Consider the following 25084-nt stretch of genomic DNA (forward strand, 5'->3'; position numbering starts at 1 on the left):
TCACGGCGAAACCACCTGACGTCATTCAGGACCCCATTCTTGCTGGGAAAAGGGCTTCGCAGAGAATGCAAGATGTGTGCTGTCATACAGCACCATCTTGTCTCACTACGCTGCGCTCCGCTCGGCAAGGGGAACCCGCTGCGCGTTCCCCGTTGCATCCCCTCCGGCTATTGGCGCGTCCAAGGGGGCAATCCAACCGCCAGAACGAACTCACTGCTGGATAGGAGGCATAAGCTCCGTGAGCCGCGATAGCGTCAGCTTAACGGGTGAATAGAGCCTGTTTTTCAAGGAAGCGCAGCGGACCGGCCGCGCCGGCTAGATGTATCGCCGATAATCCGTACTGACCGTCTGGCCATCTTTCATATACTTGAGAACTTCACCGACCTTACGTGCAGCCCTGATAGGGATCGGAAGACGCTGGTTCATCTGGGTTGAATTCCAGTTGATTTTGGTCAGCGAAAAAACCTCCTCGGCGATCTGGACGATGGTGCTGTCGCAGCTCTTATGCGGGCAAAGCAGCAATGGCCGGGGATCGTATTGGCCCGGATAGGTCCCGTAGTAAGGGATGCTCCCATTCGTGTAGAGCAGTCCCTTGCCGGCCAGATTTACGAATGTCCCCCGCAGGACAGGATAATTGCCGTCGCGCAGGATCTTGACCGAATAGGATTCCTGGACCCAAACGAGATCACGGAGTTCATTGCTCACTTTATCAAGTGCGCACAAGATTCCGTCGGCCTCCTCATCCCGGAAACGGGACGTCTTCAATACGATGACCCGCGCTGGATATTGCTTATGGTGATTTTTGTAGGCAGCGAGCACCTGCTTGGTCAGCTCATAAGCGTCATCTTCGGTCATGTAGGGATGACGGCCGCGGCTCTCGGTCTGTGCGCGCTTCCCTTTGAGAATAAACCCACGGCCGCGCTCATCGAACATCTGGGCGGCACTGGTGAAGAGCTGCTGACCACCCGCCTCGCGATAGAAGCTAATCCCGATATAGCAGGCTGCATATTCGCCGTCGCGGGGCATCCGACGCCAGGGAATCCGGCCGCTGCCCTTGTAATAGAGGGTTGTCAGAAGATTCCAGCTTCGGTCAGCCTCGTCCTGGATATCGCGGTCCTTGCTCTCCTTGACTTTTCGCGGGATCGCCGCCTTCTCATCGATCACGTCTTCCCAGACGATCTGGATCGGGAAGTTCATCCCCATCGTCCGGGCCTTCAGCATCCCTCTGAAGTTGGGTGCATCGGAACCGCTGCTGTCCTCTTTCTCGGTCGTGCTCTTGGAATCGACTTTTGCACTCCAGACGCGCTCGATAAGGGCAACCGGAAGCGCAACGACGGCAACGTCGGGGCGTTCGCCGCTGTCATCAAGCGTTTGCAGGAGCTCGCAGATTTCGTCGACCGCCATCTCTACGGCCTTTTCGTGGTGCGGCTCTTTGACAATCTTGTCGATCCTGCTCTGCGAAAGAGCAGCCGTAGCGGCTTCGGGAATCTCGAAGCGGCAGCGAAATGGATTGCTATTGCCGAGACCGGGAAAGTCCGGGTGGAGATTGGGGTGTTTTTCCGTCTTACCTTTGATGCCCGTTGCCACGCGGGAAAAATACTTCTGCGCGCTCTCGACCGTTCTGGTGCTGCCCACAACGCCGACCCTGATCACCTCTCCAAGCGGCGGCTGCAAGGGGCCGGCCTCAACGAGGCCGAGACGGGGATCAAGGCTGTGATGCTGTTCGCCGAATTCAAGCTCGGGCTCATCGAATATCCTGCTTTCAAACGCCATCAGACCGCCAGCCTTTCCTGACCGGAAGTGTCCTCGGCCTTCTTTTTCGGCTCGCCCCAGACATCTTCGGGCACGCTCGTTTCAAGCTCGACCTGTGGCGGCGTTTCGAACTGCAGGCAGGGTTCCTGCACCGTATGCCGTTCGAACAGATCGTCGGCCGCTTTCTGCTTTTGCGAGAGCAAGCGGTGCCACAGGATCACCTGGCCGCGCAGTGAAGCGCTGTTATCCATCCGCTTCTTTCCTGCAAGCAAAGCCTGCGGATAGGAATGCGGCGTGAAGCCGTCGATCGTAAAATAGTAGGTCGGCGTGATGACAAGAAACCACTGATCGTCCAGCAGTTCGAAACGCGGCGCGAAGGCGTGGTGGCGCACAAAATCGATACGCCCCTTATCTTCTTCCTTCTTGCTCGTAATGACGTTCACGACCTCTGCATGGGTTCTCTTCTGCGAAGCCTCGTAATGGAACCGACGCGGAATATTCTTCTCAAGCGCCCGGAAATAGAGAAGCTTCCGCTCTTTTTCCCAGTTCAGGTCTTTCGCGGTTTGATGGCGCAGCGTTTGTCGCAGCAGAAATGAGAACTTGTTCTGCTCATCAAGATCCTCATGGAAGGCAAGATAGGAGGTCTCTACAGCCTCAACTTGGTCGACATCGACAATGTCGCGGCACACCGAATTCCGTGGATCGTGGAAAGACCAGAAAGAACCGCCATTTATCACCCAGTCGAAGCGGGCCGGCTCGTCGCCTTCCAGGAGAATGGACGTTGCCTTCTTTCCGGTGTGCGGCGAGGAGGCAACGTAGATTTCATTGGAAAGGATTATCGGCAGGATATTGACGAGCGCATGCTCCCCACCGCCGAGCGGCGGTACATAGTAGCCAAAGCCCGCCTTGGGTACCGTCAGCGCGGCCAGCCTGTCGACCGCATTACGGTCAAGGACGTCACGCTGTTTGTCGAACTGAAGGCGGCGGTCGCTATCGCCCGGACCGCGCGGCACTTCCTTCCAATAGAAACTCTCATCCGATTGCCGATAGAGCACGATGATGACGGGCAAGTTAGAAGGCCGCCAGTATTCAAGGTCCTTGGGCCTCAGCAGATAGCTGAAACCGTTATCGTCCTCTCCCGTGTAGGTGCCTGACTGTGTCGCCTTAACCTGAACGGCAATCATCTGCGCTAAAGGTCGCCCTTCAAGCATCACCTCGGCTATACCGTCGATGCCCGCTTCAAGGCGGGACCGGGTATCGAACTGGAAGCTGATATGGAGAAAGCGCTGACTGACAGCGAGCTCTCCGATTTCCCCGATCATCTGATTTGGCGTGATATTCTTTGACATTCGGGAATAATAGAACAATCAAGGAACATTAGCTATCAGATTGCGGGATTTTCCATTTCGCTTTTGTGGACTACTAGAGGTGCGCAGAAGCTCTATCGCCCCAGCCGCCCGCGCCATTTGATCTATAAAAACAGATCAGTTTTCGAAGCTGATATATAGGCGCATATCATAACTGGACGCGTGTGGAGCGATATGTTATTATATATCGGAATGGTGCAATTATATGCGATAGCAGCTCATGGCGTATGCGAACGAAGAGATCATTGAAGCGCTGAAAAGCGCACGCGAAGCGAAAGGACTCAGCCAGCGCGCCCTCAGCGCCCGTACGGGCGTGCCGCAAAGCCATATCTCCAAGATCGAATCCGGCAATGCCGATATCCGGCTGTCCAGCCTGATCGAACTGGCCCGTGCCCTCGAGCTCGATCTCAAGCTGATCCCGCGAAAGGCCGTCCCGGCAGTGGACAGCGTCGTGCGCAGTACCGCACCCAAGGCAGGGCCGGTGCATAAAGACCTGACAAGAGAGCTGAACCAGTCACTGAAAGCAGTGAACGACTTGCGCGCCATTCACCCTGACCTAAGCGCACTCCGCACGCTTCAGGAGAACCTCCAGCTATTCAGCAGGACCGGCAGCCTGAATGTGAACGCCGCGCGTCTCCATGAAATCACGAAGCCGCTCCGCGATATCCAGAAACTCACACAGCAGCAGAAAGCGATCAACAACGTACCCACGCTGCCAGCGCGCACATTGAAAGAGCTTGACGAGCTGGCAAATGCGAGCCGGGCGCTTCGCAACTTCGCCGTCCACGCCCGTGCTGCCGAACCCGGAACACCACGCCCTGCTTACCGACTCGATGATGATGACGATCATGATGATGGTCATCATGCCGATGATCGTGCCGGTCATGATCGCGGGGAGAACCACGATGGCTGATGTTTCCGTTCTCAACGTAAAACTCTACGGCGAAACAATCGGCACGCTCACGCATGTCCAGGGCGACCGCACGCTATTCAGCTTTACTGACGCCTATATCGCCGATCCGCGGCGCCCGACACTCAGCCTGTCCTTCAAGGACAATCTCGGCGGGCTGATCACGAACCTGTCGACGACGCAGACGGCCGTCCTGCCGTTCTTCTCGAATCTTCTGCCCGAAGGCCACCTGCGCGAATATCTGGCTGAACGCGCGGGCGTGAACCCGAAACGCGAGTTCTTCCTGCTCTGGGTGCTCGGCCGCGACCTGCCGGGCGCGCTGACGATCGAGCCCGCCGATGGCGAAGCTTGGCCGCCGAATGCCGGTGATGATGCCCGTGATGATGATCATCGTGACCGCGACAATGCGCTGCGCTTCTCCCTTGCCGGCGTCCAGCTCAAATTCTCGGCACTCGGCAACGACAAGGCCAACAAGGGTCTGACTATCCCGGCCGAAGGCGTGGGAGGCTCCTGGATCGTCAAGCTGCCCTCCGCGCGCTTTGAAGGCGTCCCCGAAAATGAATTCGCGATGATGACGCTTGCCCGGTTAGTCGGCATCAATGTCCCCGAGATCGACCTTATTGAGCTGGACGCGATAAAGAACCTCCCCGAAGGCCTTGGTGATCTCGAGGGCAAGGCATACGCTATCGCACGCTTCGACCGGACGCCGGACGGCCCAATACATACTGAAGATTTCGCGCAAGTGTTCGGCGTTTACCCGGACCACAAATACAAGAGCGCCAGCTCGCGCAATATCGCCACGGTTATCGGCGCCGAAGGTACCGAGGACGACATAATCGAATTCACGCGCCGTTTGGTGTTCAATACGCTGATCGGAAATGCCGACCTGCACCTAAAAAACTGGTCGCTGATCTATCCCGACAGGCGCACTCCGGTTCTTTCCCCGGCCTACGACTTCGTCTCAACGATCGCCTATCTGCCAGACGACAAGGCTGCCCTGAAATTCGCAAGACAAAGCCGCTTCGATGCGTTCGATCTCGACGAGCTTGCGTATCTCGCCGCCAAGGCACGTCTACCCGAGACACTCGTCCGGAAAACCGCCGAAGACACAGTCGCCCGCTTTATCGAGGTCTGGTCAACGGAAAAGGCGCACCTGCCGCAGGCGAAGAAGGTGACGGACACGATCGACGAGCATCTTACCCGCCTGCCAATTGCGCGCACATAGCGAAGCCGCCCTCAGGTTCCGAATGCGTCCGAAACTACCTTCGCAATTCCCGCCGAATCAATATTTCCGTTCGCTTCGTCGCCCGTGACAATCAAAGCCCCTCTTAACCCGCCGCCGCCCTCAAACGGCAGGACGCCTAGTTCCGTGCCGATCCACGATTGCATCAGCCGATTACAATAGTGGCAGGTGAATTACAGCATTTCTCGTGAAGCAAGCCCCACGGCAGGGGGCTTGACCCCTAATGCAAAAGAATCGGGTCGAAGGGCTTTACCCTTACCCCTCAATATGCGGCCTATTGGCCGGACAGGGCCGCGTTTCTCGCAGATCAGCGTGATCCGCTCTCCCCGCAGCCCGGCCCGCCGCGCCCGCACATCTCCCCCGTATCCCATCCTCGCCGGAAGCAGGGGTGCAGCAGCACCCCTTTTTCTATTTTTGGAGGATGAAATGACTTTACTCTTTGCACAACCCTACGACGGGTCGGCGTCCGACTTCTTTTTCGACACCATCGAGCAATATGGCGAGCGCGCCGCAAAGGCGGTGAATAGCTTCGGCGAGAGGGTCGAGGAATTCGAGATTCAGTTCATCGAAGGCGAGCGCATCGATGCCGCATTCGCCAAGGCCGTGGGGTTGAACCAGGCCAATGTCGGCACATTCCTGGAGCTGGTCGAAGATTGGGACGAAGACGACAAGCGCCGCTTTATCGTGGCCGTCGAGGAATGCGGCTACAGCTTCGATCTGCATCGCGACGCTATCGGCGATCTGGACGTCGACCTCTACGAAGGGATGACGCTCCGCGATCTGGCGGAAGAGTTCGTCGACGAGGGCCTGTTCGGCGACATCCCCGAGCATCTGCGCTTCTATATCGACTATGACGCCATCGCCCGCGATCTCGCGATGGACTACGTCGAGACCGAGATTGCGGGTACGCGGCTTGTCTATCGCTGCGCATGAGGGGGCGATCATGAGCCCCCTCTTATCCGCGAATGCTTTGGTCTGTCGGCAGTGGCACCCGGTGCAATTTCCGGCAGGCGCCCAAGAATTCGATGGCCTTCAGCAAGGCACGTTGCACAAATTCCTTGACTCTCGCACCCAAATAGAACAAAATAGGAACAAATACTTACAAGTGCGCCTGCATTCTGCGAATTATCGCAGCATTCCGCCGGAGTTTTGCCCGGCCCTTCCGACAGGCGCGCTTAGCTTTTTTCAAACCATCCATTTTATGCGCGCGAGGCCGGTTCGGTCTCGCGGCAGGAGTTTATTGCCTGATGCCCGACATCGAAAAATACGAGGCCCACCTGGACGGTCTCGACCTCACCAAAGACCAGAAAGCCGAGCTGATCGAAGCGCTTTGGCTGTTTTGCACCTGCATCGTCGATCAGGTCCAGGGGCTCGATCCGGTCTCGCTTGGAGGCGGTGCCCCGTTCGAAAAGCTTGCCGCCGCGAATCCCGATGCGGTAAGCTTATCCTTTAGCGTAACGGATGATTTTTCCCGCAAAGCCGAAGCGGTTTTGCATGATGAAAGCTGATGAGAGCGATTTAATACAACCCATAAACTGAGATTATTGAAGGACATGACCACGAAACACCCGACACACCCCGCCGTTCTCTATTGCCGCGTCTCCTCTGCCAAGCAGGTCTCCGAGGGGCACGGTTTGACCTCCCAAGAATCGCGCTGCCGCGAGTTTGCGAGCTACAAGGGCTACGACGTTGTGCAGGTGTTTCGGGACGAGGGCGTCTCCGGGGGCCTGATCGAGCGTCCCGGCATGCAGCAAATGCTCGCCTTCCTCAAAAAGGCCGGGAAGCGTCAGCCCCACGTGGTCATCATCGACGATATCAGCCGCCTTGCCAGAGGGCTGGAAGCCCATATCGAGCTGCGCACGGCCATCAGCGCCGCAGGCGCCCGTCTCGAATCCCCCTCCGTGGAGTTCGGCGACGACCCCGACAGCCGTCTGGTCGAGAACCTGCTCGCCAGCGTCTCGCAGCACGCCCGCCAGAAAAATGCCGAGCAGGTGGTCAACCGCATGCGCGCACGGGTGCTCAGCGGCTATTGGTGCTTCTATCCGCCTCTCGGCTACAAATATGAAGAGGTCGACGGCCACGGGAAGCTCTTGGTCCGCCGCGAGCCGCTTGCGAGCATCGTCACGGAAGCCTTCGAGGGCTTTGCCTCGGGCCGCTTTGCCAGCCTTGCGGAGGTGAAGCGCTTCCTGGAGGCCCAGCCCGCCTATCCCAAGGACAAACACAACGAGGTCCACTTCCAGCGCGTCTGCGAGATGTTCGACCGCGTGATCTATGCCGGGTATCTCGATGTGGAGCGGTGGGGCATCTCCTTGCAGCCCGGCAAGCACGAGCCGCTGATCTCGTTCGAGACCTGGCAGAAGGCCCAGGAGCGCCTGAAGGGCAAGCCTGCCGTTGCCGCCGTGCGCAAGGACACCAGCGCCGACTTCCCGCTCAGGGGCTTTGTCGCGTGCGGATGCTGCGGCAACCCTATGACGGCGGGATGGTCCAAGGGGCGCAACGCCTACTACCCCTATTATTTCTGTCAGACCAAAGGCTGCGCGGAGCGCCAGAAATCCTTCCGCCGCGACGTGATCGAGGCCGACTTCGAGACCCTTCTCCGCAAGCTCCGGCCCCAGCCCGGCCTGTTCGCCATTGTGCGGGATATGCTGCGCGATGTGTGGGACGAGCGCGCAGCAAACGCCTCGGAGCAGCAGAAGGCGGCCAGGGCAGACATCACCAAGATCGAGCGCAAGACTGCGGCGCTGATGGATCGCCTGATCCAGACGGACAGCCCGACGCTGATTTCCGCCTACGAGGCGGAGATTCGCAAGCTGGAGGAAAAGCGCGTAGCCCTGGCCGAGCAGACCCATAATACGGCTCGGCCTGCCACGGATTTCGACACGGCCTATCGAACCGCTCTCGAATTCCTCGCAAACCCTTGGAAACTCTGGGCTTCCGGAGAACTCGGTGCACGCCGATTGCTGCTCAGACTGGCCTTCACAGGCCCTGTGCCATATGTGCGGAATGAGGGTTATCGAACCGCCGAAATCGCCTTGCCCTTCAAGGTGTTAGGGCAAATTTGCGGCTCGAAAAGGGAATTGGTGGAGCCGAGGGGAATCGAACCCCTGACCTCTGCAGTGCGATTGCAGCGCTCTCCCATCTGAGCTACGGCCCCGGGGCTCGCGTCGATCAGCCGCGCGAGCTTGCCGCATCTAGGGTGCCTCCCCCGTTTCTGTCAAGGCAAAGGCGCACGTCGTCCCCATTCGAGATCGCCGGTCCCCAAATTTTGCGCGCCCAGAGCCTCGGACGACCGATCCTCACCGGCCGAAGCTCGCATCCTTTCTCACCGCTCCCCCGATATTTTGAGAAAGAATGTCCCCGCTTTTCCGGCCGGTTTGGGCGGATCACGGCTTGAGGTCGAACAGTCCGGCCTGATGGCGGACGAACCGGCGATGCAGAGGCGGCAGTCTCAGTGCGAGGCCCGCAAGGCGCGGCCCGAGACTGCGCGCCAATGGTCCCGTTGCGGTGGCGAAGCGCTGCAACCGGTCGCTTTCGCGCACCACCGCAGCGCCCTTGCGCAAGCGCCAGCGCGCCCAATCCCTCAGGCGTCCGGCGCGAAGAAATCGCGCGAAGGTGACAGCATCCTCGATGCCGAGATTCATGCCGTGCCCGCCGACCGGCGAATGGACGTGCGCCGCATCGCCCATCAGCCAGATGCGGCCGAACCCCTGCTTCGCGACATGACGATGGCTGACGGCGAAGTCCGCGCTCCAATGAAGCGCGCCGGGTCGCCACCGGCGGGGCATCCGCTCCAGCACATCCGGCGCATTCGAGATCAGTCGATGCCGACCCGACCCAATCGGAATACGAAACAGCGCCGGCCGGCCGCGCTCCAGCCGGAGTTCGCCCCAGGTCATGGACGCCCCGCCAAGATCGACATCGGCCAGCGACCAGGTGTTGGGATAGGCCGCACCCGGAAAGTTCAGCGCAAGCGCATGGCGAACCAGGGAATGGTCGCCGTCCGCACCGACCACCCAATCGAAGGCGTCTTCCTGTCGGCCATGGGCGATCGAGAAGGCGACGTTGACGCGCTTGGCGTCCTGATAAAGCTCCGTCACCGCAACCGAGCGCTCCACGATCACCCCTTCAGCGGTGAGGTGGGCGGCGAGGATCGCCTCCGTCTCGCTCTGGGGCAGGGAAAGCAGGAAGGCGAAGCGGTGGTCGAGACGACGCATGTCGACGCGGGCCGCCAAGCGGCCGCCGGCCATCACCTGAACGCCATTCAGCCGAACGCCGGCGTCGATCAGATCCGCCGCAACGCCGAGCCGATCGAGCAGGTCGAGAGTGCGGGCATGGACTGCGACGGCACGCGATTCCGGAGCCGGCTCCGATGCCTTGTCGACGATGCGCACGGCGAACCCGGAGCGGGCGAGCGCCAGCGCCGCCGAAAGTCCGACCGGCCCGGCCCCCACCACCAGGACGCGTTCGCGACGGCTCATCGGCTCACGGCCTCCCGACGCGCGCGACCGACGAAGGTGTTTGCCCACTGGCGATGTCCGACGAACCGACGTTCAACGCCCGATGGCATGGGCCGCCAAGCCGGGGTCATTTGGTCCATGAGGTGCATGCGGCCACCATGGCTCCCCTTTCACCCCAGCAGCACCAAGAGAAAGGGCACCAACAGCGCCGTCAAGAGCCCGTTCAGCGCCATCCCCAGACCGGAAAAGGTGCCGGCAAGCGGCGTAAGCTGAAACGCGCGTGCCGTGCCGATCCCATGGGCGGCAACGCCGGCGGCCAACCCACGAGCGCGGTCATCCTCGATTCGCAACAGTCGCATCAGCGGGGTCAGCAGGATCGCCCCAAGGACACCCGTCGTGATGACCAGCACGGCAGCGAGGCTGGCGATACCGCCCAGGCGCTCTGAAATCGCCATTGCAATTGGAGTCGTTACCGATTTCGGCGCGAGAGAGACCAGGATGTCGTGCGGCAAGCCGAACGCGTAGCCGAGCGCCAGCGCCGAGCCGACCGCCGTCACCGATCCGGCGAGAAGCGCGATGGCAAGCGGCAGCAACGCCCGGCGGACATGGCCGAAATTTTCCACCAACGGCACCGCCAACGCCACAGTCGCCGGCCCCAGCAGAAAGTGCACGAACTGGGCGCCTTCGAAATAGACCGGAAACGGCGTTCCCGTGAAAGACAGGCAAGCCATCACCAGTGCCGTCGCGATCACCACCGGATTGGCAAGCGGCGCGTTGTCGAAGCGCGCCGCGATCCGGGTCGCCACCCAATAAGCCGCAAGCGTCACGGTCAGCCAGAGGAGCGGCTCCTCCTCCAGATAGACCCAAAGGCTTTCAACCGGTGTCATGCGCCGCGCCGCCCGCTCGCCCGCACCACCAGGCGAAACACCAGCGCCGTCACAGCCAAGGCCAACGCAGTGGAGATCAGGAGTATGACAGCAAGCGCAAGGCCGTGACTGGCAAGCAACGGCCCGTATTGGACCACGCCGACGGCGGCGGGAACGAACAGGAGCGACAGATTGCGCAGGATGCCGTGGGCCACCGGCGGGAGCACCGACGGAATCCCGCGAACCAACAGCCAGACGGCCAGAAGCGCCGCCCCGACGACAGGTCCGGGAACCGGAAGCGCGGTCAGGCGAACTAGGATTTCGCCAACGAGCTGACAGCCGAGCAGAACGACGAGCGCTGCGATCATGGCTGCCTCCCTTCCCAACCTAAAACCACGAGATTATGCCCCCTTTTCTTTCCAAATTGTGGAAACTTGCAGGTCGCAGTGTCGATGGGGGGTTAGGGTCAAGCCCCATCGGTACAATGGGCGGAATTCACCTTTCGCTTGCGCAGACCTGGGGCTCGCCGGCCTTCGGCAGGCGAATATCGGCGTTGCGGGGCGCACCGCATTGTCCCCTCGCACGCTTTCGTATAGGCGAAACGGCTGGAACACGTTTGAGGAAAGGTCGGGTGCGCACCTTTTGTCGAGGTCGCCGCCAACCGACGCCGGGATGGGGACTGCCAAGAAATGTTCGATAAGATCCTGATTGCCAACCGTGGCGAAATCGCGTGCCGGATCATTCGCACCTGCCGCAGGTTGGGTATCGGGACCGTGGCGGTCTATTCGGAGGCCGACAAGGACGCTTTGCACGTGGAGATGGCCGATGAGGCGGTCGCCATCGGGCCGCCGGCAGCCGCCCAGTCCTATCTGGTGATCGACAAGATCGTCGAGGCTTGCCGACAGACCGGCGCCCAAGCGGTCCATCCTGGCTACGGCTTCCTGTCGGAGCGCGCAGCCTTCCCGGAAGCGCTCGCGGCCGCCGGCATCGTCTTCATCGGGCCGAACCCTGGCGCGATCGAAGCGATGGGCGACAAGATCACTTCCAAGATCAAGGCGAAGGAAGCCGGCGTTTCGACCGTTCCCGGCTCCGCCGGCATCATCTCCTCTCCGGAAGAAGCCGTTGAAATCGCCCGCGAGATCGGCTTTCCGGTCATGATCAAGGCCTCGGCCGGCGGCGGCGGCAAGGGCATGCGGATCGCCAGGTCGGAGGCGGAGGTGGCCGACGGTTTCGCCCGCGCCCGCTCCGAGGCCGCCTCCTCGTTCGGCGACGATCGGGTCTTTATCGAGAAGTTCATCGTTAATCCGCGACACATCGAAATCCAGGTGCTGGGCGACAAGCACGGCAACGCGATCTTCCTGGGCGAGCGCGAATGCTCGATCCAGCGGCGCAACCAGAAGGTCGTCGAGGAGGCGCCCTCGCCGCTGTTCGATCAGGACGACGAGACCCGCGCCAAGATGGGCGCTCAGGCGGTCGCCCTGGCCCAGGCGGTCGGCTACGATTCGGCTGGTACCGTCGAATTCGTCGCCGGCCAGGACAAGAGCTTCTACTTCCTGGAAATGAACACGCGCCTCCAGGTGGAGCATCCGGTGACCGAGCTCGTCACCGGGGTCGATCTTGTGGAGCAGATGATCCGCGTGGCGGCGGGCGAGACGCTCGCCATTCGCCAGGAGGACGTGAAGCTCGACGGCTGGGCGATCGAGACCCGGCTCTATGCCGAAGATCCCTTCCGCGGCTTCCTGCCGTCGACCGGCCGGCTCACGCGCTACCATACCCCTGCCGATGAGACCGTGGACGATGCCACCGTGCGCGTCGACACCGGCGTGGTGGAAGGCTCCGAGATCACGCTGTTCTACGACCCGATGATCGCCAAGATGATCACCCACGCGCCGACGCGGATCGGGGCGATCGACGCCATGGGCGAAGCGCTCGACCGGACCATCGTCGATGGCATCCGCCACAACGTGCCGTTCCTTTCCGCCTTGATGGCGCATCCGCGCTGGCGCTCGGGCGAGCTGTCGACCAACTTCATCGACGAAGAGTTTCCCGACGGCTTTACCGGGGGCACCTTGGACGACACGGCCAAGCAGGTGCTTGCCGCCGCGGTCGCCTCGGCGGAGCTCGCGCGCGCCGAACGCACCCGTCGTCTGCCCGGCCAGCTCCGCCGCTCGCCGGCTCCGGTCGCACCGGACTGGACCGTGGACATCAATGGAGAGGTCCTGCCCGTCACGATCGTCGAGGGCGCGCCCGGCATTCCGGTCGGGCTGACGCTCAAGATCGGCGCGGCGGAAGAGCCGGTGACGGTCTCCTCCGAGTGGCGTCCGGGCGACGTGTTGTGGTCCGGCCACGTCGGAGGACGTCAGGTCTCGGTGCAATTGCGGTCGGCGCTGAATGGTTACGATGCGTCCTGGAACGGCGTCTCGGCTCCCGTCCGGCTGCTGCGCCCACGTGTTGCCGATCTCGACGCGTTGATGCCGGAGAAGATTGCAGCCGACACCTCCAAGATGCTGCTTTGCCCGATGCCGGGCCTCGTCGTCTCCATCGAAGTCGAAGTCGGCCAGGAGGTGGAGCCCGGCGAAACGCTTGCCATCGTCGAGGCGATGAAGATGGAGAACGTGCTGCGCGCCGAGCGTGGGCTGAAGGTGAAATCCATCAACGCCAAGAAAGGCGACAGCCTCGCCGTTGATGCAGTGATCATGGAATTCGAGTAGGCTTCCGCCGTTCGGATCCTTCCCGGAAGCCACTGACGCGCGGAAGAGACCGAAAGCCCCAAATTGGACACGTTTCCGGCGAACCGGATTCCGGACCGCCGGAAAACGCTCTGGAGCGCCGGCACGATGCGGATCACGTTCGCCTACGGTGCCAACCTGGATGCGGCCGGCATGCGCCGCAGATGTCCGCGCGCCCGGCCGCTCGGGTCCGGGCGTCTCGACAATTGGCGCTTCCAAATCACCAGCGACGGCGTTGCCTCCGTCGTTCCGCGCATGGGACATGCCGTCCACGGCGTCCTGTGGCGAATTTCGGCTCAAGACGAAGCAGCCCTCGACGAGTTCGAGGGCGTCGGCTGGGGCCTATACCGGAAGACCCATCTTCCGATCCAGGGAACATCCGGACCGGTTCGCGCGCTGGTTTATGTCGGAAGGTCCAAGACGCCCGGCCGGCCGCGCAAGGGTTATCTGGATGAAGTCGTGCTGCCGGCGGCGCGGGCCTGGGGGTTGCCTGACACTCATTTGAGCGAGCTCGAATCCTGGCTTCGGCCGGGATAACCCGCAAAGGATCCGCAATGAGCGACCGCAGCGTGCATATCCTGATTACGGGCCTGGTTCAGGGCGTCGGCTATCGCGCCTGGCTTGCCCAGCTTGCCGATGCCTACGAACTCGGCGGCTGGGTCCGCAACCGAATGACCGGCGAGGTCGAGGCGGTATTTTCCGGCCCCGCCGAGCTCGTCGCCGACATGATCACCGAATGCCACAAAGGGCCGCCCGGCTGCCGGGTGACCTCGATCTCCGTGCAGGAGAAGGCAGCCCCAGTGCAGTCGCCCTTCGAGGTACTCGACACGATCTGACAGTTGTCCGTGCGAAGTGGAACCCGGTTCGCCGTCCGGAAGTTTGACGCAGGTGTCAGACTTCCCGGCCGGCGCCCTGGTCCAGCACATGGCGGGCAACCATCAGGTCGAGATGGGCGCCACCGCCATTCTTGCAGACCGTAATCTCGTCTGCGCTCTGCCGCCCGGCCGCACCGGAGGCGAGATCGAAATAGTCCGCCAGCACATCCGCCTCCGTGATCACCCCGCGCTCCATTGGGTCGATCAGCTCCCCGATCTCGCCGATCGTGGTCTTGCGGTTGTCGACGAACAGCCGGCCGCAGGTGAGCACGTCGTCATCGGCCTCACGCGTGGTAGGCGTGAACGCGCCGACCAAATCCACATGGGCGCCGGGCTTGAGCCATGCCCCTTTAAGAACCGGTGTTTCCGACATGGTCGCCGTCGTGACGATGTCGGCTTCGCCAACCGCGGTTGCGAGATCGTCAACCAGGACAACCGACACGGCGAGATCGCTGAGGCGGTCACCCAGCGCCTCAGCACGGGCGCGGGTCCGGTTGTAGATCTTCACCTCGGAAATCGACGGCCGTACCGCCAGATGCGCCCGGATCAGCGGCTCCGCCATGTTGCCCGCGCCGATCATCAAATGCGTCGCCACATCCTGCCGGGCCAAAAAATCGGCCCCAAGCGCGGAATCGGCCGCCGTCTTCCAGGCCGTCAGCGCAACGCCGTCGACCAGGGCGGCAGGTTCGCCGGTCGCCTCGTCGAACACCAGCATCGCCCCCTGGATGGACGGACGCGGCGGCGCAGCGGACGGGTTGTCCGGATAGACCGTGACAGCCTTCACACCAGCTCCGAACCCGCCAATCCATGCCGAGCGGACCAGGAACTTGCGCCCCTCGGAGGCCAGCAACGTATCGCCGAGCTCGGCAGCAGCGCCGGCATGGGCCGCCTTCAGCGCATCGACCAGGGACCGCCACGAAAGCGAGGTGTCGATGTCGGGTCCGCTGACGATACGCATGGTGTCTCCTTATCCAATCTCTCTTCGGTTTCGACGGCGGCCCGTAGGCCGTTGGGTTGACAGGGCGCGCCGCAGCGGCGTCAAAAGCGGCAACCGATCGACCTGCCCGCCGGCCCAGTCACGGCTATGAGTTCGAGTGGGATGCGGGCGGAAAGCCGCTTCTCACGTTTCCTTGTCCCGCTCTAAGAGGCGCATGATGGCCCTTCCCCCGCTCGGGATTCCCTACGACGACGCCGCGATCTTCACCGATCTCTATCAGCTCACGATGCTGCAGTCCTATCATCGCGAGCACATGAGCGGACAGGCGGTGTTCACGCTGTTCTTCCGCAAGCTGCCAGAAACCCGCAATTTCATGCTCGCCGCCGGACTGGATCCGGTGTTGGAATATTTGGAGACGCTGCACTTCTCCGCCGACAGCCTTGGCTATCTGGCCGACACCGGCCACTTTTCCCCTGACTTTCTGGAATGGCTGAAGAGCTTCCGCTTCACCGGCACCGTGCGCGCCGTTCCCGAAGGCACGCCCGTCTTCCCCCATGCGCCGGTGCTGGAAATCGAGGCGCCGATAGCAGAGGCGCAACTGGTCGAAACCTTTGTCATCAACCAGATCACGGTTTCGACGCTGCTTGCCTCCAAGGCGATCCGCATCGTGGAAGCCGCGAAGGGCAAGCCGGTGATCGATTTCGGCACCCGCCGCGCCCATGGCTTCGATGCCGGCAACAAGGCGGCCCGCGCGGCCTATCTGGCCGGCTGCGTGTCCACCGCCAATGTGCTCGCCGGCAAGCTCTACGGCATTCCGATCGCCGGCACGATGGCGCACTCCTACGTCGAAGCCTGGAAAGACGAAGCTGCGGCCTTTGCCGCCTTCACCGCGCTTTATCCCGACACCGTGCTCCTGATCGATACCTACGATCCCCTTGTCGGAACCGACAATGTGATCGCGCTGGCCAAGAAGCTCGGCGCCGACTTCCGGGTCCGGGCCGTGCGGATCGATTCCGGCGATCTGATCGCGCTCTCCAAGGAAGTGCGCCGGCGACTGGACGCAGCCGGGCTTTATCACGTGGAGATCTTCGCCTCCGGCGGGCTCGACGAGATCCGGATTGCCGAACTCGGCGCCGCCGATGCCCCGATCGACGGCTATGGCGTCGGCACTCGGCTCACGACCTCTTCCGATGCTGCGGAACTCGATATGGCCTACAAGCTCGCCGCCTATAACGGCGAAGGCCGGATGAAGCTTTCGCCGCTGCGCAAGAACCTGCCTGGCGCCAAGCAAATCACCCGCATCGAGCGCGACGGCGTCGCCGATCATGATGTGGTCCGACGTGCGGAGGAAGCCGGCGAAGGTCGCCCCCTCCTGGAGACCATGATGGAGAACGGCGAACGCACAGCAGCCGGCCGACGATCGCTCGACGAGATCCGGGAAACAACCCGCCGGGAGGTTGCCCGCCTGCCTGCGCCATTGCGCACCCTCGAACCGGCGGACCCCGGCTACAAAGTCGTCGTCAGCGACGTCCTCACCCGCTACACAGACGAGATCGAGGCCGAACTCGCCGGCCGAAACCGCTGAAGAGCGAGGGGGAGGATGCCGCCATGACCGGAGCCGCGAGCGAACTTGCCCCGCTTCTGCACGCCATTGCCGACGATGCCCCGCGCTTCTACGGGCAGGGCCGCGTCAACAGCTCGATCCCGCGACTGGCGGCTGTCGATCCGCACCAGTTCGGGATTGCCGTCGCAACGCTGGACGGCGACGTGGCGACTGCCGGGTCCGCTCGGGTTCCGTTCTCGATCCAGTCGATCTCGAAGGTCTTCAGCCTGTGCATGGCCCTCGACCATTTCGGCGAGGGCCTGTGGGAGCACGTGGGGCGCAATCCGTCCGGCCAGCGCTTCAACTCGCTGGTGCGAGTGGAGCTGGAACATGGCCGGCCGATGAACCCGTTCATCAATCCCGGTGCGCTGGTCGTCGCCGATTGTCTGGTGCAGCGGCTAGCCGCTCCGGTCCACGCCTATCTCGGCTATCTTCGGAAATTCGCGAAGACCCAGCGCGTGGCGATCGACGAGAAGGTCGCGCGCAGCGAGCTGAAGACCGCGTTTCGCAACTACTCGGCCGCGAATCTTTTGAAGGACTATGGCAACCTCGCGGGCGACCCTACCGCGGTGGTCAACGCCTACACCCATTTTTGCGCCGCCACGATGACGTGTGTGGAGCTTGCCCGCGCGGCCCTTCCGCTTGCCAACGACGGACACGATCTCGCGACCGGGCGGTCGCTTCTGCCGCCCGGCCGGTCGCGCCGGATCAACGCGCTGATGTTAACCTGCGGCCTCTACGACGCCGCCGGCGATTTTGCCTATCGGGTCGGCTTGCCGGCCAAAAGCGGCGTCGGCGGGGCAATTGTCGCTGTCGTTCCCAACCGGATGACGATTGCCGTGTGGTCGCCCGAACTCGATGAGCTTGGCAACTCGGTGGCCGGGTTCGCGGCGCTTGAGCGTTTGGCCCGCGAAGCCGACCTTTCGGTTTTTTAGGTTGCTTGAGTTCTGATCAGTCGTCCCGGCCCGTGATCGAAGGCGACACGGCGGGATCGCTTGCCGGAAAAGTCTCTTCCAGCGCCTCGTCGAGGTCTTTCGAGCGCTCTTTGCGCTTTTCTTCCTTTTTCTTTTCCGCAGACGCGTCGTCTTTTTCAGTTTTACCTTTGTCTTTCACATGATCGGTCATCGTGACCTCCATCTCCAACCGGCCGCTATACGCGAACACTCCGCGATCGCGTGTCATCGGTGACATACGCCGGCTACTCCGGTTCTGTGAAAAACGTGTCCGGGCGCGGCAAAGTTCCGATTGGAACCTTCAAGCGCGCACCACGTTGATCGCCGTAAGTGATCGGACAATTTCAAAAATAGCGAGTGCGCGTTTCGGCTCCGCCGGCGTTGGGCTGGAAGAAGCTGTTCGAATTTACGATCTCAGGCACGGAGGGAGGAGGCCGTCGCAGTCGAAAGCTTTACCTTTGCGATATGCGTGCAGGCAACTGCCAACGAAAAGTGTCGACAGGCTCCCCACCGTCGAGAGAGCTACCTCGTTTACACGGCAGATGTCGTGGTGGGCGCGACCTCGAAAGTCGCAACAATGCGCGCGGAAGTGGTTCGCCGCTCGCGGAACCGAAGGTGGCTCCAAGTCTTTGTCTTTACGCGTTTCCGAATGGCGAAACGGGGTTTTAGCTCGCCTGGGAGACGCTCAGCGAACCGAGTTGAGAGTGGTCAGATGTTGAACAAAAATCCAGACGATCTCCGGCTCGACCGAGAAAAGGCACGCCAGGGCGAATTCGGCCGATCCATGAAACGCGTGGTGACGATCGGGATCGCCGCGTTCGCGATTTTCGGCGCAATTGCTTGGTTCTATTTCCTGGCAGTGCCAGACAACGAGCCAGCCCCGGACGCGGAGCCGGGGCCACCGGAGCAGCAGATCGTTCCTGATGCGGCAAGTGGCGCGAATTGAGACCACGCTTAATCAAGAAAGCAGAGCAAGGGCGCGCAACCCGAGTCCGAGCATGAGAGTGGACCGGGCTAATCTCAGCCGATGCCGAAACCGACATCGGCGTCGATAAACACCGCTTGCCTCACGACAACGGCGGTGGCCGCTATTCCTCGCTGCGAATCTGTTCGACGGCTGTCGCCATCAACTCATCCATGGTGCGGCGGATCTGATGATCCGTCTGCTGAACGCCCCCCTCGTCGAAATCCTTGCGGATCTTCCGGAAGACGTCCTCTTCGCCCGGCTCTTCGAAATCGGCGCGCACGACTTCCTTGGCGTAGGTATCGGCCTGATCGCCGGCATAGCCGAGCTTCTCCGCCGCCCATAGCCCCAAAAGCTTGTTGCGGCGCGCGGTTGCCTTGAAGCGCAACTCCTCGTCGTGGGCAAACTTGCCCTCGTAGGCATCCTTGCGGCTTTCGAACGTGGTCATGCAAGCCTCCCGATAAGGTCGATGCGGGCCGCCCTGGCCGCAAAATCATGTCCGTCGCCCGCCTCAATAGCGGCGCGCGCGCACCAAATCAACGCAGGCGGATATCTCTGCCGGATACCGCTGACAACAGTCTCGAAAATGGGGGCACACGCGCCCGCTGCCAAGAGCGTGCCGCCCGCAACCGCCTGCAATCGCTTTGCCCCCACGCACGCTCTTAAATCCCGCTCTTGTGTCTAAATCTTTGCAGGCGCATATAGAGGCTCCGTTTCGCCTGCGACCGTTTCGAGCCGTGGCCCTTCGGCCGATCGGCGTCGGTCGGGCGCGCGAGGCGTGCGGATTGTACGCGCACCCGCGATCGAGTACGGTGCGGCCGCAGGGGCCGGATCGCGAATCGTCGGTTCGCTCGGCCGCGCGTCAGTGGCTGGTCTTTGTTCCGCAAGCTCGGAGTGCTCCCGGCCTCATGGATTTCCTCAATCATACACGGTACGTGCCGATGAATCGTCGCCGCCGAATCTACGAAGGCAAGGCTAAGATCCTTTATGAGGGACCGGAGCCCGGTACCCTGATCCAGCATTTTAAGGACGACGCGACCGCCTTCAACGCAAAGAAGCACGAAATCGTCGACGGCAAGGGCGTCCTGAACAACAGGATCTCGGAATATGTCTTCAGCCATCTGAATGACATGGGCATTCCGACCCATTTCATTCGCCGGCTGAACATGCGCGAGCAGCTTATCCGGGAAGTGGAGATCATCCCGCTCGAGGTGGTGGTTCGCAATGTCGCCGCCGGCTCGCTGTCGAAGCGGCTGGGCCTGGAGGAAGGCACCCAGCTTCCGCGCTCCATCATTGAGTTCTACTACAAAAACGACGAGCTCGACGATCCGATGGTCACCGAGGAGCACATCACGGCCTTCGGCTGGGCAACACCCCAGGAGATCGACGACATCATGGCGCTGGCGATCCGCGTCAACGACTTCCTGTCGGGCCTGTTCCTGGGTGTCGGCATCCGCCTCGTCGACTTCAAGATGGAATGCGGGCGCTTGTGGGAAGGCGACATGATGCGCATGGTCGTCGCCGACGAGATCTCGCCGGATTCCTGCCGGCTGTGGGACATCGCCACTGAAGAGAAGCTCGACAAGGACCGCTTCCGCCGCGACATGGGCGGCCTGTTGGAGGCCTACCAAGAAGTGGCGCGCCGGCTGGGCATCCTGAACGAGGTCGACCGGCCTCAGGGCTCCGGCCCCGTCCTCGTCAAATAGACCGGTTCTTCAGCGGAGAAGTCACGATGCGCGCACGGGTCACCGTCACGCTCAAGCAAGGTGTTCTCGATCCTCAGGGCAAGGCGATCCAAGGCGCGCTCAAGGGGCTCGGCTTCGATGGTGTCAACGCCGCCCGCCAGGGCAAGGTGATCGATCTCGACCTCGCCGAGACCGATCCGGAGCGCGCCCGCGCCGAGGTGACGCGGATGTGCGAGACGCTGTTGGCCAACACCGTGATCGAATCCTACGCGATCGACCTGGTTTAGTTCGCGTCCCTTTGGTTCGAGCGGCCGGTTGCTGGCGTGCACAATGGAGGCCCCGCCGGTGTAAAGTGATTGCCAAAGCGCGAGCCTAGAGCATTTCCCGTTCAGACTGAATCAGTCAACCTGAACGGGAAGGAATTGCTCAAGGTCTTGAATCTGGAGCCATTTCTATTCGATCAGGAGTTTCCACCTGATCGCAAGAGGTTCTAGGTAGCGTTAAAACTTGACCGGCAAGGTGCAATAGGAGCGGTTATGGACGCCGCCGATCCATCTTCCACCTCCCCCGAACCGCGCGACGATACCGGCGCGATCGTTCGCTTCATGGTGGTCAAGGCTGCGATCTTCATTCTCGTTCCAGCGATCGTGGCTGCGGCCGCCGTCATCATTCTTCTGTGAGGAAGTCTACCGTGAAGTCCGCCGTCATCGTGTTTCCCGGTTCCAACCGCGACCGCGATGTCGCGTCCGCGCTTCACCGCGCAACCGGTGTCGAGCCCACCTTCGTCTGGCATGCCGATAGCTCCCTGCCCGATGTCGATCTCGTCGTGCTGCCGGGCGGCTTCTCCTACGGCGACTACCTGCGCTCTGGCGCGATCGCGGCGCGCGCTGCGATCATGCCGGCCGTGGCGGAACATCACCGGAAGGGCGGCTATGTGTTGGGGATTTGCAATGGCTTCCAGATCCTGACCGAAGCCGGATTGCTGCCCGGAGCCTTGATGCGCAACGCGGGCCTCCGCTTCGTCTGTCGCAAGGTGCGCCTCTCGATCGAACGCACGGATACCGCCTTTACACGCGGCTACAGTCAAGGCCAAGTGATCACCTGCCCTGTTGCCCATCATGACGGCAACTATTTCGCCGACGCCGATACGCTTGCCCGCCTCGAAGACAACGGTCAGGTGATCTTCCGCTATGCCGAGGGCACCAACCCCAACGGGTCGGTCCACGACATCGCCGGCATTGCCGACGAGACCGGCCGCATCCTTGGCATGATGCCGCATCCGGAAAACCTGGTGGTGGACCATCAGGGCGGCACCGATGGTCTCGGCCTGTTTTCCGGGCTTGCACAGGCTGCCCGCGAGCCGGCCTGAAAGGCCCGAGGCCGAACTCGCGCGCGGCCAATCGGAGGGCAGCTTTCCGCCTCAAGCCATCGCTTTGGCCGCCCTCAACTCTCGACCGAAAAGGCCAGGATCTGCGAGATCTCCGTCAGCGATCGGCCGCCTTCCGCCCGCCAGCGCTCGACCGCCTCACGAACGGCGTCAATGTCGCGCTTGGACGACGGCAGCTTGGTCACCACGCCTTCGCGCTTCAGTGCCGACACCACCGCATCGGAATAGATGAGCGCATCGACGCCCATGCGGCGGAGAAAGAGTTGGCCGGTCTTGCCACCGAGCCGGCTTCCTTCCGCTTTGAGCATCGCCACCAGCGCAAAATAGTCCTCAGGACGCGACGCCGCGAAGTAGGCTCCGGCCGACCGGTGCGCCTTCGCCAGCCCCTGCACCAGTTCGGCGTTGATGCCGACCGAGCGGATCTTGGCGATGTTGCCGACAATGCGTTTGTCCTTGGCCAGGCGGTCGACGTCGTCGTCCGACATCAGCGTCCAACGGCCAACGTCGAAATCCTCGAAAGCGGCCTCGAACCCCGGCCACTTGCGGTCGATCAGCGACCAGTCGAATCCGGCCTGGAACACGGCGCGCGTCATCTCGGCAAGGAAGCGGGCATCCGGCGTCGCGGCGATCTCAGCCGGCGACTTGGGAGCGCTGAGCAACTGGTTCAACGCCGCCCCTCCCCCTTTTCGGGCAGCGGCGAGCGACGTGATTTCCTCGAACGTCCGCACTAACGGCTCCTCCCCCATCCCGCGCTACCGAGCCGACGACGGATCCTCGCCTGCCGATTTTCCGGCTGCTTCGGCCTCGTCGTCCAGCCGGCGCCTTGCCGCCGCACCGGCCGCGAGCTGCCGCTTGGTCGCCTGGTCTTCCGGAACCTCGTTGCCGTCCTCGTCGATGATCCGAACCGTCACCTCGCGGTGCGCGAAGTGGATGCCTTCGCGCTCGAACAGCTCGCGGATTTCGGCGTAGACGCGCTTGCGCACCAGGAACTGGTCGCCCGGCTTGGTCATGAACTTCACCCGGATGATCATCGCGGAGTCTTCCATCTGGTAGACGCCCTGCGACTTCAGCTGGTCCAGGAACATGTGGCCGATGTCCGGGTCCTCCAGCAGCTGCTGGCCGAGCTTCTTGACCAGCTTGCGCACCTTCTCCGGATCCGTGTCGTAGGTGAGCCGAAGCGGCAGCTTCATGATCACCCAGTCGCGCGAATAGTTGGTGAGCCGCTTGATCTCGCCGAACGGGATCGTGTGCAGCGGGCCGTTCTGGTGGCGCAGCTGGAACGAACGGATCGAGATCTTCTCCACCACGCCCTTCACACTGCCCAGATCGATGTACTCGCCCTTGCGGAAGGCGTCGTCGATCAGGAAGAAGGCGCCGGAGAAGATGTCGCGGATCATCGTCTGCGCACCGAAGCCGATGGCCAGACCAACCACGCCCGCACCGGCGAAGAGCGGGGCAATGTTCACGCCGATCCCCGCAAGCCCCACCATGATCGCCATGGAGGCGATGGTGATCAGCAGGAAGTTGCGGAACAGCGGCAGCAGGGTCGCAAGCCGCGTCGCCCCCTGCCCCATCTCCGCGTCGCCGTGGCCACCGGCATGCTCACCGGCAAAGCCGCCCTGCTCGGCGGCGATCTTGCCGTCGACCCAGACCTTCACCGACTCGTAGGCCATGTAGGACAAAAACAGCACGATGAAGATGCCGAGGAAGCGGGCCACGATGTGGCCTTCCGCGGCAACCGGGATGCCCCACAGATGCAGGAACAGCACGACGCCGACGGCGATGGAGATGATCGCCGCGCCGTGCTCGAACAGATTGCGGAACGCCGCCTTGCCGACGTCGCGCCGCTCCAGCGGCTGCAGTTCGTCGTCATCGTCGATATCGGCGAACATGTCGTCGGCATCTGAGACCGCAGCGCCCAGCGGCTGGGGCGCCGGTTCGGTGGCCGTCGCCTCCTCCTCGGGCTCCGGCTGCGGTTGCGGGAGCCAGCGGTCGATGACGATCAGCAGGATGCCGTAAAGCGCCAGCGCGACCACCAGCGCGATCACAGGCCCGGAGATCAGCGCCTCGACGTCGCTATAGTCGAGCAGCCGTCGCACGGTGCCCACTACCCAGGCGGCCCAGATATAGGCCAGCACCAGCACATGCCAGGACTGGGCCATGATCCGCCGGAAGACGGAGAGCCTGGTGCCGCGCTCGTGCACCAGGATCGCCGCGGAAACCTGGCGCCGGTGGGCGAGCGTTACTGCCGTCAGAACCAGCGCGGCAACCAGGCCGGCCAGCACGAAGAACAGATCGTAGGCGTCCTCGATCAGGCCCATTTCGCGCATCCAGGCGGCGAGCCCGAGGAAGAACAGCGCGGCCCAGACGCCGAGCATCAAGTCGCGGAATAGCGGCCGGGCCGTGTCGTCGGGAAGCGGAAACGGTCGAAAGGCTGAGATGTCCGGACACAGCAGCGTCCGAAACACCGCCCGGAAGGCGAGGCCGAGCCCGACGGTGGCCACGACGATCAGGTTGGTGAGGCGAACCGGATCATCGGCTTCCGTCACCAGAACGCCGACCACATGGCCCACGGCCGTGAACGAGCCGGCAGCGACCAGTAGAACCACGCCACGCGACAACAAAAACCCGATCTTCTCCGACCGGCTCGCCGGAACCCTGTGATAGAAGCGGAAGAAATGCCGTTTCGACCAGCCGACGATCAGCCGGTAGGCGAGCGCGCCGGCCAGGACCGTGACGGCGACCAGAACCACCGACAGACCGATCCAGGCGAGCGAGTTGTCGCGCGAGGCGGCGCGAAAGGTCGACAGGATGTGGCCGGGCAACAGCGGCAGGCGCGTGACGAGGGAATCGAGCTTGTCCTCCAGCGCCATCGTGGTCTGCAGGAACTCGTCCCCGAGCTCGTCGGCGATCTCGGTGGGGGTTTCGACGTCGTCGCTCGCTGCCGCAGCCGTGCCTTTCGGCGCGATCACGATGACCTGGGCGCCGGCGGATTCGGCCTGCTTGATGACCGCCTGCAGGCCTTCCGACAGCCCGTTGTCGGACCCGGCGGCATCGCCGCTCGCCGTGGCCTCTTTTTGCGCCAGAAGCGCAGCCTGGGCGGCCACGGGCGATGCGCCGGCCAGAGCCGTCACCCATACGAAGGCAGCGAGAACCGCTACGAAAAAGGACAACCGGGCCACTAGCAGCCTCTCCGACCGGAGCGAACGGACATCATTCACCTGACGCTTGTGCAACGGATAAAGCGGTATCGCCTCACCGCATGACCGCGCAACAACTGAGATTGTCGAGCGTCAATCGATTGACGTGCAGCGTTCCCGCGCCTATCCGCGAGGAATGTCCCATTGAAAGGCCGA

Annotated in this window: 24 protein-coding genes, 1 tRNA gene and 1 pseudogene; 15 read left to right on the plus strand and 11 right to left on the minus strand. The window is 62.4% G+C overall.

Annotated features, from left to right (window positions below; all coding sequences use genetic code 11):
• Positions 1–315: 315 nt before the first annotated feature.
• Together HNS03_RS05360 and HNS03_RS05365 are read right to left on the minus strand one after the other, a co-directional pair.
• On the minus strand, positions 316–1773 hold the full coding sequence (locus HNS03_RS05360; protein ID WP_367193667.1) for a hypothetical protein: 1458 nt from the start codon (positions 1771–1773) through the stop codon (positions 316–318).
• Positions 1773–3074: a DUF4365 domain-containing protein gene (locus HNS03_RS05365; RefSeq protein ID WP_367193668.1), complete on the minus strand. Its 1302-nt coding sequence runs from the start codon at positions 3072–3074 to the stop codon at positions 1773–1775. The genes HNS03_RS05360 and HNS03_RS05365 overlap by 1 nt, the downstream gene beginning before the upstream one ends.
• Before the next feature lie 265 nt (positions 3075–3339).
• Between HNS03_RS05365 and HNS03_RS05370 the strand changes: the two genes are divergently transcribed.
• The 5 genes and pseudogenes from HNS03_RS05370 to HNS03_RS05390 form a co-directional block, all read left to right on the plus strand.
• Entirely contained in the window at positions 3340–4032 is a 693-nt protein-coding gene (locus HNS03_RS05370; RefSeq protein WP_367193669.1) for a helix-turn-helix domain-containing protein, read from the plus strand.
• On the plus strand, positions 4025–5254 hold the full coding sequence (locus HNS03_RS05375) for a type II toxin-antitoxin system HipA family toxin (RefSeq protein ID WP_367193890.1): 1230 nt from the start codon (positions 4025–4027) through the stop codon (positions 5252–5254). Before HNS03_RS05370 ends, HNS03_RS05375 begins: the two co-directional genes overlap by 8 nt.
• A 444-nt stretch (positions 5255–5698) precedes the next feature.
• Positions 5699–6205, plus strand: a complete 507-nt coding sequence (locus HNS03_RS05380; protein ID WP_367193670.1) for an antirestriction protein ArdA — start codon at positions 5699–5701, stop codon at positions 6203–6205.
• A 314-nt stretch (positions 6206–6519) separates the two neighbouring features.
• Positions 6520–6780, plus strand: a complete 261-nt coding sequence (locus HNS03_RS05385; protein WP_367193671.1) for a hypothetical protein — start codon at positions 6520–6522, stop codon at positions 6778–6780.
• Between the two features lie 45 nt (positions 6781–6825).
• Positions 6826–7809, plus strand: a pseudogene (locus HNS03_RS05390) (recombinase family protein); the annotation flags it as partial.
• A gap of 541 nt (positions 7810–8350) precedes the next feature.
• Here HNS03_RS05390 and HNS03_RS05395 read toward each other — a convergent pair.
• The 4 genes from HNS03_RS05395 to HNS03_RS05410 all read right to left on the minus strand — a co-directional run bounded on the left by HNS03_RS05395 (position 8351) and on the right by HNS03_RS05410 (position 10963).
• Positions 8351–8426, minus strand: a tRNA-Ala gene (locus tag HNS03_RS05395).
• 229 nt (positions 8427–8655) lie between these two features.
• The gene (locus tag HNS03_RS05400) at positions 8656–9750 is read right to left on the minus strand and encodes an FAD-dependent oxidoreductase (protein ID WP_367193672.1); all 1095 of its coding nucleotides are present in this window, start codon (positions 9748–9750) and stop codon (positions 8656–8658) included.
• Between the two features lie 149 nt (positions 9751–9899).
• Positions 9900–10616 carry an LrgB family protein gene (locus HNS03_RS05405; RefSeq protein ID WP_367193673.1) on the minus strand — a complete coding sequence of 239 codons (717 nt, stop codon included), beginning with the start codon at positions 10614–10616 and terminating at the stop codon, positions 9900–9902.
• On the minus strand, positions 10613–10963 hold the full coding sequence (locus tag HNS03_RS05410; RefSeq protein ID WP_367193674.1) for a CidA/LrgA family protein: 351 nt from the start codon (positions 10961–10963) through the stop codon (positions 10613–10615). Before HNS03_RS05410 ends, HNS03_RS05405 begins: the two co-directional genes overlap by 4 nt.
• A 321-nt stretch (positions 10964–11284) precedes the next feature.
• On the opposite strand from HNS03_RS05410, the gene HNS03_RS05415 reads away from it, so the two are divergent.
• The 3 genes from HNS03_RS05415 to HNS03_RS05425 all read left to right on the plus strand — a co-directional run bounded on the left by HNS03_RS05415 (position 11285) and on the right by HNS03_RS05425 (position 14160).
• Positions 11285–13306: an acetyl-CoA carboxylase biotin carboxylase subunit gene (locus HNS03_RS05415; protein WP_367193675.1), complete on the plus strand. Its 2022-nt coding sequence runs from the start codon at positions 11285–11287 to the stop codon at positions 13304–13306.
• 126 nt (positions 13307–13432) lie between these two features.
• Positions 13433–13861, plus strand: a complete 429-nt coding sequence (locus HNS03_RS05420; RefSeq protein WP_367193676.1) for a gamma-glutamylcyclotransferase family protein — start codon at positions 13433–13435, stop codon at positions 13859–13861.
• 17 nt (positions 13862–13878) lie between these two features.
• On the plus strand, positions 13879–14160 hold the full coding sequence (locus HNS03_RS05425) for an acylphosphatase (protein ID WP_367193677.1): 282 nt from the start codon (positions 13879–13881) through the stop codon (positions 14158–14160).
• 55 nt (positions 14161–14215) lie between these two features.
• Here the strand turns inward: HNS03_RS05425 and HNS03_RS05430 are convergent, their stop codons facing one another.
• Positions 14216–15157, minus strand: coding sequence for an ornithine cyclodeaminase family protein (locus HNS03_RS05430; protein ID WP_367193678.1), 942 nt, complete (start codon positions 15155–15157; stop codon positions 14216–14218).
• Positions 15158–15353: 196 nt separating this feature from the next.
• Here HNS03_RS05430 and HNS03_RS05435 point away from each other — a divergent pair, with 196 nt between their 5' ends.
• Both HNS03_RS05435 and HNS03_RS05440 read left to right on the plus strand, forming a co-directional pair.
• Entirely contained in the window at positions 15354–16721 is a 1368-nt protein-coding gene (locus tag HNS03_RS05435) for a nicotinate phosphoribosyltransferase (RefSeq protein WP_367193679.1), read from the plus strand.
• A gap of 23 nt (positions 16722–16744) precedes the next feature.
• Positions 16745–17674, plus strand: a complete 930-nt coding sequence (locus HNS03_RS05440; RefSeq protein ID WP_367193680.1) for a glutaminase — start codon at positions 16745–16747, stop codon at positions 17672–17674.
• Positions 17675–17690: 16 nt separating this feature from the next.
• Here the strand turns inward: HNS03_RS05440 and HNS03_RS05445 are convergent, their stop codons facing one another.
• Complete coding sequence (locus HNS03_RS05445) at positions 17691–17864, minus strand: hypothetical protein (RefSeq protein ID WP_367193681.1); 174 nt, start codon at positions 17862–17864, stop codon at positions 17691–17693.
• A gap of 612 nt (positions 17865–18476) precedes the next feature.
• On the opposite strand from HNS03_RS05445, the gene HNS03_RS05450 reads away from it, so the two are divergent.
• Positions 18477–18638, plus strand: a complete 162-nt coding sequence (locus tag HNS03_RS05450) for a hypothetical protein (protein ID WP_367193682.1) — start codon at positions 18477–18479, stop codon at positions 18636–18638.
• A 142-nt stretch (positions 18639–18780) separates the two neighbouring features.
• Here the strand turns inward: HNS03_RS05450 and HNS03_RS05455 are convergent, their stop codons facing one another.
• Positions 18781–19104 carry a DUF1476 domain-containing protein gene (locus HNS03_RS05455; RefSeq protein WP_367193683.1) on the minus strand — a complete coding sequence of 108 codons (324 nt, stop codon included), beginning with the start codon at positions 19102–19104 and terminating at the stop codon, positions 18781–18783.
• A 460-nt stretch (positions 19105–19564) separates the two neighbouring features.
• On the opposite strand from HNS03_RS05455, the gene purC reads away from it, so the two are divergent.
• The 4 genes from purC (at position 19565) to purQ (ending at position 21710) form a co-directional block, all read left to right on the plus strand.
• Positions 19565–20362, plus strand: coding sequence for a phosphoribosylaminoimidazolesuccinocarboxamide synthase (gene purC / locus HNS03_RS05460; RefSeq protein WP_367193684.1), 798 nt, complete (start codon positions 19565–19567; stop codon positions 20360–20362).
• Between the two features lie 26 nt (positions 20363–20388).
• Positions 20389–20628 (plus strand): phosphoribosylformylglycinamidine synthase subunit PurS, encoded by a 240-nt coding sequence (gene purS, locus HNS03_RS05465; RefSeq protein ID WP_367193685.1) that lies wholly within the window; start codon positions 20389–20391, stop codon positions 20626–20628.
• 249 nt (positions 20629–20877) lie between these two features.
• A complete protein-coding gene (locus HNS03_RS05470; protein WP_367193686.1) occupies positions 20878–21021 on the plus strand; it encodes a phosphoribosylformylglycinamidine synthase-associated small membrane protein in 144 nt (47 codons plus the stop codon).
• Positions 21022–21032: 11 nt separating this feature from the next.
• Positions 21033–21710 (plus strand): phosphoribosylformylglycinamidine synthase subunit PurQ, encoded by a 678-nt coding sequence (gene purQ / locus HNS03_RS05475; RefSeq protein WP_367193687.1) that lies wholly within the window; start codon positions 21033–21035, stop codon positions 21708–21710.
• Positions 21711–21784: 74 nt separating this feature from the next.
• Here the strand turns inward: purQ and HNS03_RS05480 are convergent, their stop codons facing one another.
• On the minus strand, positions 21785–22456 hold the full coding sequence (locus HNS03_RS05480; protein ID WP_367193688.1) for a DNA-3-methyladenine glycosylase I: 672 nt from the start codon (positions 22454–22456) through the stop codon (positions 21785–21787).
• Positions 22457–22480: 24 nt separating this feature from the next.
• Positions 22481–24910 (minus strand): mechanosensitive ion channel family protein, encoded by a 2430-nt coding sequence (locus HNS03_RS05485; protein WP_367193689.1) that lies wholly within the window; start codon positions 24908–24910, stop codon positions 22481–22483.
• Between the last annotated feature and the right edge of the window lie 174 nt (positions 24911–25084).

Source organism: Amorphus sp. 3PC139-8 (assembly GCF_040750475.1).
Taxonomy (GTDB): domain Bacteria; phylum Pseudomonadota; class Alphaproteobacteria; order Rhizobiales; family Amorphaceae; genus Amorphus.

Excerpts from the sequence above, each read along its gene's own strand:
- HNS03_RS05360 (WP_367193667.1), bottom strand. The coding sequence starts at position 1,773 with ATGGCGTTTGAAAGCAGGATATTCGATGAGCCCGAGCTTGAATTCGGC.
- HNS03_RS05365 (WP_367193668.1), bottom strand. The coding sequence starts at position 3,074 with ATGATCGGGGAAATCGGAGAGCTCGCTGTCAGTCAGCGCTTTCTCCAT.
- HNS03_RS05370 (WP_367193669.1), top strand. The coding sequence starts at position 3,340 with ATGGCGTATGCGAACGAAGAGATCATTGAAGCGCTGAAAAGCGCACGC.
- HNS03_RS05375 (WP_367193890.1), top strand. The coding sequence starts at position 4,025 with ATGGCTGATGTTTCCGTTCTCAACGTAAAACTCTACGGCGAAACAATC.
- HNS03_RS05380 (WP_367193670.1), top strand. The coding sequence starts at position 5,699 with ATGACTTTACTCTTTGCACAACCCTACGACGGGTCGGCGTCCGACTTC.
- HNS03_RS05385 (WP_367193671.1), top strand. The coding sequence starts at position 6,520 with ATGCCCGACATCGAAAAATACGAGGCCCACCTGGACGGTCTCGACCTC.
- HNS03_RS05400 (WP_367193672.1), bottom strand. The coding sequence starts at position 9,750 with ATGAGCCGTCGCGAACGCGTCCTGGTGGTGGGGGCCGGGCCGGTCGGA.
- HNS03_RS05405 (WP_367193673.1), bottom strand. The coding sequence starts at position 10,616 with ATGACACCGGTTGAAAGCCTTTGGGTCTATCTGGAGGAGGAGCCGCTC.
- HNS03_RS05410 (WP_367193674.1), bottom strand. The coding sequence starts at position 10,963 with ATGATCGCAGCGCTCGTCGTTCTGCTCGGCTGTCAGCTCGTTGGCGAA.
- HNS03_RS05415 (WP_367193675.1), top strand. The coding sequence starts at position 11,285 with ATGTTCGATAAGATCCTGATTGCCAACCGTGGCGAAATCGCGTGCCGG.
- HNS03_RS05420 (WP_367193676.1), top strand. The coding sequence starts at position 13,433 with ATGCGGATCACGTTCGCCTACGGTGCCAACCTGGATGCGGCCGGCATG.
- HNS03_RS05425 (WP_367193677.1), top strand. The coding sequence starts at position 13,879 with ATGAGCGACCGCAGCGTGCATATCCTGATTACGGGCCTGGTTCAGGGC.
- HNS03_RS05430 (WP_367193678.1), bottom strand. The coding sequence starts at position 15,157 with ATGCGTATCGTCAGCGGACCCGACATCGACACCTCGCTTTCGTGGCGG.
- HNS03_RS05435 (WP_367193679.1), top strand. The coding sequence starts at position 15,354 with ATGGCCCTTCCCCCGCTCGGGATTCCCTACGACGACGCCGCGATCTTC.
- HNS03_RS05440 (WP_367193680.1), top strand. The coding sequence starts at position 16,745 with ATGACCGGAGCCGCGAGCGAACTTGCCCCGCTTCTGCACGCCATTGCC.
- HNS03_RS05445 (WP_367193681.1), bottom strand. The coding sequence starts at position 17,864 with ATGACCGATCATGTGAAAGACAAAGGTAAAACTGAAAAAGACGACGCG.
- HNS03_RS05450 (WP_367193682.1), top strand. The coding sequence starts at position 18,477 with ATGAAACGCGTGGTGACGATCGGGATCGCCGCGTTCGCGATTTTCGGC.
- HNS03_RS05455 (WP_367193683.1), bottom strand. The coding sequence starts at position 19,104 with ATGACCACGTTCGAAAGCCGCAAGGATGCCTACGAGGGCAAGTTTGCC.
- purC (WP_367193684.1), top strand. The coding sequence starts at position 19,565 with ATGGATTTCCTCAATCATACACGGTACGTGCCGATGAATCGTCGCCGC.
- purS (WP_367193685.1), top strand. The coding sequence starts at position 20,389 with ATGCGCGCACGGGTCACCGTCACGCTCAAGCAAGGTGTTCTCGATCCT.
- HNS03_RS05470 (WP_367193686.1), top strand. The coding sequence starts at position 20,878 with ATGGACGCCGCCGATCCATCTTCCACCTCCCCCGAACCGCGCGACGAT.